This window comes from Nocardioides sp. GCM10027114 (genome assembly GCF_042659625.1).
GTDB lineage: Bacteria > Actinomycetota > Actinomycetes > Propionibacteriales > Nocardioidaceae > Nocardioides.
Genome location: NZ_JBHSSS010000003.1, coordinates 89,436 through 101,005, shown reverse-complemented (window position 1 = coordinate 101,005; position 11,570 = coordinate 89,436). Strand labels below are relative to the sequence as shown.

11 protein-coding genes are annotated in these 11,570 nt (G+C 73.6%); 4 read left to right on the top strand and 7 right to left on the bottom strand.

The features are described 5' to 3' along the window. Positions 1–104: 104 nt before the first annotated feature. Positions 105–578: a hypothetical protein gene (locus tag ACFP2E_RS02710; protein WP_378522325.1), complete on the top strand. Its 474-nt coding sequence runs from the start codon at positions 105–107 to the stop codon at positions 576–578. A gap of 24 nt (positions 579–602) precedes the next feature. On the opposite strand, the gene ACFP2E_RS02705 is transcribed toward ACFP2E_RS02710, so the two are convergent. Then, a complete protein-coding gene (locus ACFP2E_RS02705; protein ID WP_378522324.1) occupies positions 603–1,106 on the bottom strand; it encodes a DUF664 domain-containing protein in 504 nt (167 codons plus the stop codon). Positions 1,107–1,152: 46 nt separating this feature from the next. After that, positions 1,153–1,548 (bottom strand): hypothetical protein, encoded by a 396-nt coding sequence (locus tag ACFP2E_RS02700; protein WP_378522323.1) that lies wholly within the window; start codon positions 1,546–1,548, stop codon positions 1,153–1,155. 51 nt (positions 1,549–1,599) lie between these two features. On the opposite strand from ACFP2E_RS02700, the gene ACFP2E_RS02695 reads away from it, so the two are divergent. Beyond that, complete coding sequence (locus tag ACFP2E_RS02695) at positions 1,600–2,862, top strand: patatin-like phospholipase family protein (protein WP_378522322.1); 1,263 nt, start codon at positions 1,600–1,602, stop codon at positions 2,860–2,862. Here the strand turns inward: ACFP2E_RS02695 and ACFP2E_RS02690 are convergent. Genes ACFP2E_RS02690 through ACFP2E_RS02670 form a run of 5 tightly spaced genes read right to left on the bottom strand, consistent with a single transcriptional unit; the run spans position 2,852 to position 6,982 of the window. Then, complete coding sequence (locus ACFP2E_RS02690) at positions 2,852–4,126, bottom strand: MFS transporter (protein ID WP_378522321.1); 1,275 nt, start codon at positions 4,124–4,126, stop codon at positions 2,852–2,854. The two genes, ACFP2E_RS02695 and ACFP2E_RS02690, sit on opposite strands and share 11 nt — an antisense overlap. Positions 4,127–4,175: 49 nt before the next feature. Further along, on the bottom strand, positions 4,176–5,057 hold the full coding sequence (locus tag ACFP2E_RS02685) for a cytochrome c biogenesis CcdA family protein (protein ID WP_378522320.1): 882 nt from the start codon (positions 5,055–5,057) through the stop codon (positions 4,176–4,178). Continuing rightward, on the bottom strand, positions 5,054–5,773 hold the full coding sequence (locus tag ACFP2E_RS02680) for a DsbA family protein (RefSeq protein WP_378522319.1): 720 nt from the start codon (positions 5,771–5,773) through the stop codon (positions 5,054–5,056). The genes ACFP2E_RS02685 and ACFP2E_RS02680 overlap by 4 nt, the downstream gene beginning before the upstream one ends. A gap of 1 nt (position 5,774) precedes the next feature. Continuing rightward, positions 5,775–6,305 carry a hypothetical protein gene (locus ACFP2E_RS02675; protein ID WP_378522318.1) on the bottom strand — a complete coding sequence of 177 codons (531 nt, stop codon included), beginning with the start codon at positions 6,303–6,305 and terminating at the stop codon, positions 5,775–5,777. Further along, positions 6,302–6,982 (bottom strand): ArsR/SmtB family transcription factor, encoded by a 681-nt coding sequence (locus tag ACFP2E_RS02670; RefSeq protein WP_378539262.1) that lies wholly within the window; start codon positions 6,980–6,982, stop codon positions 6,302–6,304. Before ACFP2E_RS02670 ends, ACFP2E_RS02675 begins: the two co-directional genes overlap by 4 nt. Positions 6,983–7,163: 181 nt before the next feature. Here ACFP2E_RS02670 and ACFP2E_RS02665 point away from each other — a divergent pair, with 181 nt between their 5' ends. Together ACFP2E_RS02665 and ACFP2E_RS02660 are read left to right on the top strand one after the other, a co-directional pair. Then, positions 7,164–8,696: a 4Fe-4S dicluster domain-containing protein gene (locus ACFP2E_RS02665; RefSeq protein WP_378522316.1), complete on the top strand. Its 1,533-nt coding sequence runs from the start codon at positions 7,164–7,166 to the stop codon at positions 8,694–8,696. Further along, a complete protein-coding gene (locus ACFP2E_RS02660) occupies positions 8,693–11,545 on the top strand; it encodes a molybdopterin-dependent oxidoreductase (protein WP_378522315.1) in 2,853 nt (950 codons plus the stop codon). Before ACFP2E_RS02665 ends, ACFP2E_RS02660 begins: the two co-directional genes overlap by 4 nt. Positions 11,546–11,570: the final 25 nt, after the last annotated feature.

Below are 11,570 nucleotides of genomic sequence, written 5' to 3'. Positions count from 1 at the left end.
CGTGCTCGGACAGGTGGACCAGAACCCCCCCCTTGATGGGGGGGGTGCGGATCGAAGGAGCGCGGGCGTTGGATGAGCCCAGCAACCAGGATGGGGAGGCCGTCATGCACACGACGCTCACGCGGAGGCCGGTCCGGATCGCAGCGGCGGTGGTCGCGGCCACCGCCGTCACGCTTCCTCCCCCGGCGGCCGCGGCAAGCCGTGTCCCCGTCGAGTTCACCGACACCCGCCTCTTCACCAGCGACACGGGGCAGGTCACCACGAGCCTCGCCGAGTGCCCGACCGCGACCTCGGTCGACGTGATGGCGAGGGCCGCCTTCACCGGCTCCGGCAGCGGCTTCCTCGGCGTCTTCGTCGGCGTCCGCGACATCCAGTGCGACCAGGGCGGCGGCTTCGTGGTCCGTCTCTCCGCCCGGTTCGGGCAGGGCGGGTCCGTGGGTTCCTGGTCCGTCGTCGACTCCTACGGCTCCCTCGCCGGGCTCCGCGGCGCCGGGAGCCTGGTGGGCGAGCCGCTCGACGCCGGTGGGGTGGCGGGCATCGCCGACCACTACACCGGGACGCTCACCCGGACCCGCTGACCGGCCGACGACTCGCGACCGGGCTCACCGCCCCAGCAGGCCGCGCACGTACGAAGCCTGGCCGGCGTGCTGCGCGCAGTCGTCGACGACGCTGACCAGGCGGACGCCGAGCGTCACCGGCGGGTCCCACCGACGGTCCACGACCCGGTCGAGGTCCGCCTCGGACAGGGTGCGGAGGTACTCCACGCTGCGGGCGTTGACGGCACGCAGGTAGTCGAGCAGCAGCTCGCCGGGCAGCCGCACCAGCGCCACCTGCTCCGACGTGTGCCCGAACCCGATGTCGCGCTCGTCGAGCGGCAGGCCCGCCCGCTCGGCGTACCCCTGCGCGGTCCACACCTGCTCGCTGCCGGCCACGTGGGCGACGTGGTCGTCCTGCACCCGGGCGAGGTGCCAGACCAGCCAGCCGATCGGGTTGGCGTCGGGGGTCGGCCGGTGGGCCAGCTCGTCCTCCGTCAGGCCGCCGACCACGGCCTCGGCGTTCTCGACGACCCGGGACAGCGCGTCCACGAGGAGCTTGGCAGGCGTCATGGCTCGACGGTAGTGCCCGGAGGCGGCCCCGGCGAGGGGCTGCGCGCTACAGGTGGTCGGGGACGATCAGCGCGTCCGGGTCGCTGCGCGGCGGGACGTGCTGGAGCGCGGCGCGCACCAGCGCGACCCTCGCCTGGAGCTCGACCTTGCGGCGCAGCCCCTTGCCCTCGCCCATCACCTGCTCGACGGCCTCGGTGATCTGCGCGTCGGTGAACGTCGGCCGGGTCCCCGACTCGACCTCGACGTCGGGAAGCGCGACGAGCACCGGCAGCAGCTGACCGCCGAGGGCGTCGAGGACCTGGTAGCGCGCGTAGCGGTCCATGGCCTCCCACACCTCCTCGACGTCCCGCTTGCCGCGCCGCACGTCCTTGGTCTGCGCCGCGACCACCGTCTTGGCGGCGCCGGTGAGGGCGGCGGTCAGCTCGTGCTCGGTGAATCGCATGGCACCAAGCATGCCGCCCACGCCCGCAGCGGGCCGACTAGCCTCCGACAGATGGTCCCGTCACGAACCCCGGCAGGCTCCTCGACGACCGCCCTCGTGCTGGACGCGGGCGGCGCCCGGTCGGCGTACCAGGTGGGCGCCCTCGAGGCGTTGCTCCCGGCGCTCGCCGCCGACGGCCGACGGCCGACCGTGCTCGTCGGCACCAGCGCCGGCGCGCTGCTCACGGCGGCGCTGGCGGCGACCGCGCACCTCGACGCCGAGGAGCAGGCCACCCGGCTGCGCGACGTGCTGACCGGCGCGACCAAGAAGCACGTGATGCAGCCGCTGTGGCGGCAGGCACCGGTGGTCCTCGCCCGCTACGCGACCGAGACGCTGGGGGTCTCGTCGTTCCGCCTGCGCGGGTTCGTCGGCACGGGGCCGCTGGCTCGGACGCTGGCCCGGTCGATCTCGTGGGACGAGCTGCACCGCAACGTCGACGCCGGGCGGGTCGACGTCGCCGCGGTCACCGCGACCTCGGTGCGCACCGGCCGGTCCGTCCTCTTCACCGAGACGGCCCGCGCCCCGGACGGGCTGCCCACCCCGCCCCGGGAGCACCACCGCGGGTTCGTCCCGACGCGGCTCGCGGTCGAGCACCTGATGGCGTCCGCGGCCATCCCGGCGCTCTTCCCGTCGGTGCAGGTCACCGAGCCGGAGGAGGCGGCCGGCTGGTACGTCGACGGCGCGACGCGGCGGCGGGTGCCGCTCGCCCCGGCGCTCGAGCTGGGCGCCGACCGGCTGGTGGCCGTGGGCACCGGCAGCCTGCGCCCGCCGGCGCCGGACGTGGAGCGCGACCGCGAGGCGGTCGACCTGGGCGACAGCGGCGCGACCCTGCTGGGGGCGGTGATGGACGACCCGATGCGCCACGACCTGCGACGGCTGGCCGAGGTCAACGCGCTCGCCGGGGACGACGACCTCGCGCCCGCGCTCGCACGGCACCGGGAGCGGCGCGGCAGGCCGGCGTACCGGGTGGTGCCGTACGTCGCGGTCGCCCCCGACCGGGGCGACGAGCTGGCCGAGGTGGCGATGGAGGTCTTCCGTGCCAACCACGGCACGCTGCGCCGGACGCTCGGCGACCCCGACCTGCAGCTCGTGCACCGGCTGCTCGGCAGCGACAGCCCGCTGCAGGGCGAGCTGCTCTCCTACCTGCTGTTCGACCCCGACTTCTTCGACGCGGCCGCCGCCCTGGGGCGTCGCGACGCCGAGCACTGGCTGGCGGACCACCCGGGCCTCTGGCGCACCGGGCACCTCGAGCCGGGCACCGACCTCACGGACTGACCCGGTCCCGGGCCGACCGGGGACCGGTCTCGTACATGCGCGCCGCCACCAGCAGCCCGGAGGCGGCGGTGAGGGCGGCGACGACCCAGACGGCGGCCCGGATCCCGAAGGCGTCGGCGACGACCCCGGCGAGCAGGGCGCCGACGGCGAAGCCGCCGTCGCGCCACAGCCGGTAGACGCCCACCGACCGCGCCCGCCACGACGGGTGGGCGACGTCGCCGATGACGGCGAGCAGCACCGGGTAGACCATGGCCGTGCCGGCGCCGATCAGCACCGCCGCGACGGCCCACCAGACGAAGTCGTCGGCGGCGGCCACGAGGCCGAGGCCGACCGCCTGCACGAGCATGCCGGCCACGATCAGCCCCTTGCGGCCCCAGCGGTCGGAGAGGCCCCCGGTCACCAGCTGGCCGAGGCCCCACACCGCGGGGTAGAGAGCGGTGAGGATGCCGATCTGGCCGACCGCGAGCCCGGACGTGGCGAACAGGACCGGGAACAGGCCCCACGCCACGCCGTCGTTCAGGTTGTTCACGAGGCCCGCCTGGCTGGCCGAGGAGAGGGCCGGCTCGGTCGCGCTGGTGCGGCGGAAGACCTCGCCGTCCGTCAGCCGCGTGCCCTCGCCGGACTCCGGCGCGGGGTGGCTCCCGGCCTCGAGCCGGGCGTGCCCGTGGGTCTCGCGCACGACGAGGGCCGACAGCCCGAGCCCGATCGCGGCGAACGCGACCCCGACGAGGAAAGGCGCGGGCCGCAGGCCGTAGGCCTCGGCGAGGTAGCCGGTCAGCAGGGCGGTGCCCGCGACCGCCATGTAGCCCGCGGCCTCGTTGAAGCCCATCGCCAGACCGCGCCGGTGCGGCCCCACGAGGTCGATCTTCATGATCACGGTGATGGACCAGGTGAGGCCCTGGCTGACGCCGAGCAACACGTTGGCGACGACCACGACCCACCACTCGGGTGCCCAGATCAGCATCAGCGGCACCGGCAGCGCGATCAGCCAGCCGGCGACCAGCACCGGCTTGCGGCCGAAGCGGTCGGCCCAGGTGCCGGCGAGGTAGTTCGACGCCGCCTTGGCCAGCCCGAAGGCGACGATGTAGGTGAGGACGGCGGTGTACTTGTCGAGCCCGAACTCGTCGCGCGCGAGCAGCGGGAGCACGGTCCGCTCCTGGCCGAGCATGCCGCCGACGAGCGCGTTGACCGCGACCAGCAGGAGGAACTGCGGCAGGTTCTCCCGCAGCCCCAGCGTGGTGACCGAACCGGGTCGACCGGTCAACGCGAACCCTCCCGGCGTCCGGCGGAACGACACCCCCGACGGTATCGGCTCACGAGTCCGCACCCTCCAGGGGACGCGGCTCCTCCTGCTTCCGCGGCCCCCCGGGCTCGCGGCGGCGCCAGGCCACCCACGCGGCGCCCGCGGCCACCGTCAGCGGGAGTGCCCACGCCGGGACGCGGGCCGCCCACTCGGTGACCAGCTGCTGGGCGGCGAACTCGAGGTCCGTGGTGTCGCCGAGGCCCAGCGCCCCTGTGAGCCCCGCGGTTCCGTCGTACCGCACGAACAGCACGCCGACGCCCACGAGCAGCAGTCCCGACACCAGCGAGGTGGTGTGGGCGGTGACCGGTCCCAGCCGCACCGAGCGGCCCCGCAGCCAGCCGCGGCGGCCGAGGTCGAACCGGGTCCACGCCAGCGCCAGCAGGAAGAGGGGGACCGTCATCCCGAACGCGTACGCCGCCAGCAGCAGGCCGCCTGCGACCGGGGTGTCCCTCGTGGCTGCCACGGTGAGGATCGCGCCGAGCACGGGGCCGGAGCAGAAGCCGGCGAGACCGTAGACCGACCCGAGGAGGTAGGTCGACAGCCACCGGGCGCCATCGCGCCCCATGACCCCGGCGTGCAGCCGTCCGACCCCCGGCACCGCGAAGCCGCGACCGAGGATCTGGAGAACTCCCAGGCCGATGACGGTCCAGCCCGCGACGGAGATCAGCAGCGCCCGGTGTCCGTAGAAGAGCGTCGACGCCGCACTGGCCCCGACCCCGAGCGGCACGAGGGTGGACGCGAGCCCGAGGTAGAACACCGCGGTGCGCCCCACGAGGGCCGTCGGGCTCGCGAACGCGTAGGCGAAGAACGAGGGAAGCAGCAGTGCGCTGCACGGCGACGGCAGTGCCAGCACCCCGGCGGCGACCGCCGCCAGCGTGGTGACCTCGGTCATCCCCCGGCCCCGGCCTTCGCCGCCTCGTCCTCGATCACCTGCCGGAACACGTCGATCGGCTGGGCACCGACGACCGGGACGCCGTTGACGACGAAGGTCGGCGTGCCCGTCACGCCGATCGCCTGACCCTCGGCGAAGTCGCGGTCGACGGCGCGCTCGGCGGCGTCGCTGCGCATGTCCTCGAGGAAGCGGTCGACGTCGAGGCCGATGTCCTCGGCCACCGCGGCGACGTGGTCCTCGTCGAGGTCACCGCTGTTGGGCGGCAGCTGGTCGGCGTACATGGCGTCGTGGAACGCCCAGAAGGCGTCCTGCTCGGCAGCCGCCCTGCCGGCGAGGGCGGCGGTGTGCGACTCGGGCCCGAGGTAGGGGAAGTCCTTCCACTCGATGCGCAGGATCCCCTCGTCGACGTACTCCTCGACGAGCTCGGGCTCGGTGTCACGGGCGAACTTGCCGCAGAAGGGGCACTGGAACTCCGAGTAGGCGATCAGCACGACGGGAGCGTCCACGTCGCCGCGGGCCATCGGGTCGCCGGGCTCGGCGCGCACCAGCTGCTGCCAGCCGTCCGGCGGGCCCTCCGCGGCGTCGGTGCCGCCGGTCCCGCCGCTCGCTCCGCCACCTCCCGAGGTGAGGACCTGCACCCCCACGATCACGGCGGCCACGAGTGCGGCGGCCAGGGCCACCACTGCCGGGAACACTGCCCGGTTCCGGTTGCTCACGTCAGGCTCCTTCTCCACGGACCCGGCCGGGTCCGGTCGACATCGGGGACAGGTCCACCGGGCACGCGACCTCGCCGCGCAGCCGGACGACGAGGGCGGCGCCGAGCAGCAGGACGGCGACGACCTGCAGCAGCGGCTGGAGCGGCTCGAACCAGGTCAGCGCCCCGGACGTGCCGAGCAGCAGGAGCACGACCTTGTTGCACACCGGGCAGCCGACGGCGAGGAAGGTGAGGACCCCGCCCCACCAGCCGGCGGTGCGCGGTCGCGCCCCGGCCGCGCCCGGGCTGCCGGGTGTGGTGGCCTGCGCGCCCGGAGCCGCGTCGACGTAGGTGGCGGCGACGAGGCCGCCCAGCACGGCGGTCAGCAGCAGGCCCGGCCACGCCCACCACGTGGGCGGGATCTCTCGGGAGAAGAAGGGGGTGTCGACCAGGTCGGTCGGGACAGCGACCAGGAGGACGACCGTCACCGCGGTGCCGGTCGCCGTGGCCCAGCGCCGGCCGGACCAGGCGCGCATGGAGGCGAGGCCGGTCACGAGGCGCCCGCCTCGACCGGAAGGCCCTCGCTGCGCCACTCCAGCATCCCGCCCTCGAGCCTGGTCGCGCGGACGCCGTGGGCGCCGAGCACGCGCACGGCGTCGTGCGCCATGACGCAGAAGCTCCCGCGGCAGTAGGTCACGATGCCCACCGTCGCGCCCGGGTTGGCGCCCAGCGTCGCCGCGAGCTCCTCGAGCGTCCCGAGCGGCGCGCTCCGGGCGCCCGGGATGTGGCCCGCGGCGAACTCCTCGGCGGGACGGACGTCGAGGAGCACGAGATCCGTGGACTCCAGGGCATCCCGCAGCTCCTGCCGCGTCATCACGCCGACGGTGTCGTCCCCCGGGACGTTGAGGTAGGAGTCGAGGGCGCGGGCCACGTCGGCGGACCGCTCCGTGGCGACCGCCCGCATCGCGGCGTACAACGCGGCGACGTCGTCGCCGGCCAGCCGGTAGAGGACCCGGGTGCCGACCCGGCGGGTGGCCACCAGGTTGGAGGCCTTGAGCACCTGGAGGTGCGCCGACACGGTGGTCACCCCCATGTCGGCGGTCCGGGCCAGCTCCTCGACCCCGCGCTCGCCCTGGGCGAGCAGCTCGACGAGCTGCAGCCGCTTGGCGCTGCCGAAGGCCTTGCCGACGACGGCGAGCTCGTCGAAGAGGCGGTCCCGCGACTCATTCATCTCATCCTCCAAAGATCTTTGGAGGAGTGTGCCACGGCTCCGCCGCCCACCTGAACCCCCACCCCCCATCCCCCGGAGAAAATGAACGGACAAATGCTTGTGGTGCGGGTCACGCCGCGGCTAGCCTCGACGCACCAGCAGTGCGCCGCGACGGGCGCAGCGGGCCGAGGGAGGACCCCAGGTGCAGTACGGATTCGCCATCGACCACCGGACCTGCATCGGCTGCCACGCCTGCACGGTGGCCTGCAAGACCGAGCACGGCGTCCCGCTCGGTCAGTTCCGCACCTGGGTCAAGTACGTCGACTCCGGCACCTTCCCCGAGTCGACCCGCGACTTCGGGGTGCTGCGGTGCAACCACTGCACCGACGCCCCCTGCGTGACCATCTGCCCGACCGAGGCGCTGTTCAAGCGCGAGGACGGCATCGTCGACTTCGACAACTCGGTGTGCATCGGCTGCAAGGCCTGCATGCAGGCCTGCCCGTACGACGCCCTCTACATCGACGAGGACACCCACACCGCCGCGAAGTGCAACTTCTGCGCGCACCGGGTCGACGACGGGCTCGAGCCGGCATGCGTGGTCGTCTGCCCCACCGAGTCCATCTGGGTGGGCGACCTCGACGACGCGGACAGCGCGATCTCCCGGTTCGTCGCCTCCAACGAGACGCAGGTACGCGCGCCCGAGCAGGGCACCGGCCCCAACGTCCACTACGTCGGCGCCTCGCCCGCGGTGCTCGACCCGCTGGCCGCCCCGGTGGACAGCAGCTACATCTGGGCGCAGCCCGACAGCCTGCGCACCGCTGTCGCCCGCGACCTGCCGGTGGACCCGGCCACCAACGCCCGCACCACCCTCAACACCGCCCACCCGGTCGTGTGGGGCTGGAAGGTGACGTCCTACCTGTGGACCAAGGGCGTCGCGGCGGGCGCCATGATGATCGCGCCGGTGGCCGCCCTCACCGGCGCGGTCGACGTCGGCAACGAGACCCTGGTCGACGTGGTCACTCCCCTCGTGGCGATGGCCGGCCTGCTCGCCACGGCGGTGCTGCTCATCGCGGACCTCAAGCGCCCCGAGCGCTTCCTCTACCTGATGACCCGGCCCCACCTGAGCTCCTGGCTCGTGAAGGGCGGCTTCGTCCTCGCCGCGGCCGCCGGCGTCTCCTTCCTGTGGTTCCTGCTCGCGCTGCTCGACGTCGACGGGCCGTTGCCGTTCGTGATGGCCGTCGGGGTCGTGGCGGGTGCGCTCACCGCCGGCTACACAGCCTTCCTGTTCGGCCAGGCCGAGGGTCGGGACCTGTGGCAGTCGCCGTGGCTGTTCTGGCACCTGCTGGCGCAGGCGGTGATGGTCGGCGGCGGCGCCCTCCTGCTGCTGTCGTACCTCACCGGCTCCACCGACGACCTGCGGACGCTGCTCGCCGCCGCGACGGCGGTGGGCCTGGTCTGGCACCTCGCCATCACGCTCCTCGAGCACGGCTGGGCGGGCAACGACCACGGCACCGCGAACGCCCGGGCCGCGCGGACCCTGATGACCCGCGGCCGCCACGCCGCGACGTACCACGCATCGCTGGTGGCCGGCCTGGTGGCGCTGGCGTGCGTGGCGCTCTTCCTGCTCACCGGCGCGGACGCCCTCGCGGTCCTGGGCGCCCTGCTCGTCCAGCCGTCCCTCGTCGCCTACGAGCACGTCTTCGTCCGTGCCGCCCAGGAGGTCCCGCTCTCGTGACCACGGAAGCCGACCGCACCAGCTCCCACCCGCTCCCCGGCGAGCGCTCCCGGTGGGGCCTTCGCAACTTCCCGCCCGTCGAGGAGTGGGACCACCACACGCAGCGGGACCCGAAGACCCGCGAGCCGCGCGACTACATGCTCGTCCCCACCACCTGCTTCAACTGCGAGTCCGCCTGCGGGCTGCTGGCGTACGTCGACAAGGACGACCTCTCGATCAAGAAGGTCGAGGGCAACCCGGCCCACCCCGGCAGCCGGGGCCGCAACTGCGCCAAGGGGCCGGCGACGCTCAACCAGATCGAGGACCCCGAGCGCATCCTCCACCCGCTGCGGCGGACCGGCGAGCGCGGCGGCGGCCAGTGGGAGCGGGTCAGCTGGGACGAGGCCCTCGACGACATCGCCGGCCGGATCCGGAAGGCGATCTCGGAGGACCGGCACAACGAGGTCATGTACCACGTGGGCCGGCCGGGCGAGGACGGCTTCGCCGAGCGGTTCCTCCTCGCCTGGGGCGTCGACGGCCACAACTCCCACACCAACATCTGCTCCGCCGGCGCCCGCCTCGGCTACAGCCTCTGGGGCGGCTACGACCGGCCGTCGCCGGACTACGCCCACGCCAAGGTGGTGCTGCTGCTCTCCAGCCACCTCGAGACCGGCCACTACTTCAACCCGCACGCGCAGCGGATCATGACCGCCAAGCAGAACGGCGCGAAGCTGGTCGTCCTCGACCCCCGGCTCTCCAACACCGCCTCCCACGCCGACGCGTGGCTCACGCCGTGGCCCGGCTCCGAGGCCGCGATCCTGCTCGCCGTGGCGGCGTACCTGCTGCGCGAGGGGCGCTACGACCGCGACTTCCTCCGCCGCTGGCTCAACTGGCGCACCTACCTGGAGAACCTCCACCCCGACGCCCCGGTCGACTTCGACACCTTCTGCGAACGGCTCACCGCCGACTACCAGCGCTACACGTTCGAGTACGCCGCCGAGGAGGCGGACATCCCCGTCGAGCAGGTCCGCGAGCTCGCGGAGATCGTGGCGGAGGCGGACGGCCGGCTCTCGGCCCACGTGTGGCGGAGCGCCACCGCGGGGAACCGCGGCGGCTGGATGGTGTCGCGCGCCCTCATGTTCCTCGTCGTGCTGACCGGGTCGGTGGGCACCGAGGGCGGCACCAGCCCCAACGGCTGGGACAAGATCATCCCGCACGGCCCGAACATGCCCGGCGGCCACGACCGTTGGAACGAGCTGACCTGGCCGCGCGAGTACCCCCTCGCCACCAACGAGCTCTCGATCCTGCTCCCCCACTTCCTGCGCGAGGGCCGCGGCAAGCTCGACGTCTACTTCTCGCGGGTCTACAACCCGATCTGGACGAACCCCGACGGCTTCTCGTGGCTGGAGGCGCTGACCGACGAGGGGCGTGTCGGCTGCCACGTCGCACTGACCCCGACCTGGTCGGAGACCGCGGAGTTCGCCGACTACGTGCTGCCGATGGGCCACTCCACCGAGCGGCACGACACCCACTCCTACGAGACGCACGCCGGCAAGTGGCTCGGCTTCCGGCAGCCGGTGCGCCGGGTCGCCATGGAGAAGCTCGGCGGGACCCCGCCCGACGGGAAGTCCTTCGGCGACAGCCGCGACTGGAACCCCGGTGAGGTCTGGGAGGAGACCGAGTTCTGGTTCGAGCTCTCCTGGCGCATCGACCCCGACGGCTCGCTCGGCATCCGGAAGTACTTCGAGTCCCCGACGCGGCCCGGCGAGCGGATAACCGTCGACGAGTACTACGGCCACGTGTTCGACCACAACGTCCCCGGCCTGCCGGAGAAGGCGGCCGCCGAGGGGCTCACGCCCCTGCAGTACATGCGCCGGTACGGCGTGGTCGAGGTCGCCAAGGACCTCTACCGCATCGACGAGCGGCAGCTCTCCGACGCCGAGTGCGAGGGCGCCGTCCCCGACGCCGACGGCGTGCTGCGCAAGCCGGTCGACCTCGAGACCCAGGTGCCGCTGGTGGGCGAGGCGGGCGCGGTCGGCCTCGTCCACGACGACGGGTCGCGCACCCAGGGCTGGCTCACCCCGAGCCGGAGGCTCGAGGTCTACTCCACCGCGATGCGGGACTGGGGCTGGCCCGAGCACGCCACCCCCGGCTACATCGAGTCGCACGTCTCCCGCCGCCAGGTCGACCTGGCCGCCGGCGAGCGGGTGCTGGTGCCGACGTTCCGGCTGCCCACGATGATCCACACCAGGTCCGGCAACGCGAAGTACCTCAACGAGATCTCCAACAGCCACCCGCTGTGGACCAACGCCGCCGACGCCCGCGCGCTCGGGGTCGACACGGGCGACCTGGTGCGGATCTCGACCCGGATCGGCCACTTCGTCGCCCGGGTGTGGGCCACCGACGGCATCCGGCCCGGCGTCATCGCGCTCTCCCACCACATGGGCCGCTGGCGGCTGCGCGACGGCGAGGGGTCGCGGTGGACGATGGGCAAGGTCGACCTCGACCACGACGGCACCCGGTGGCGGCTGCGCTACACCGAGGGCATCAAACCCTTCCCGTCCGAGGACCCCGACTCCGGCCGCATCTACTGGGACGACCCGGGCGTCCACCAGAACCTCACCTTCCCGGTGCAGCCCGACCCGTGGTCCGGCATGCACTGCTGGCTGCAGAAGGTGACCGTGGAGAAGGCCCACCCCGACGACGAGTACGGCGACGTCGTGGTCGACACGTCGAAGTCGGCGGAGGTCTACGAGGAGTGGCTCGCGCTCACCCGCGCGACCCTCGGCCCCGGCGGGCAGCGGCGCCCCGAGTTCATGATGCGCCCGGTCATGCCCAAGCGGCGCGCCTACCTCGTCGACGAGGGCTGACGAACAACGAGCGCACGGAGCACGC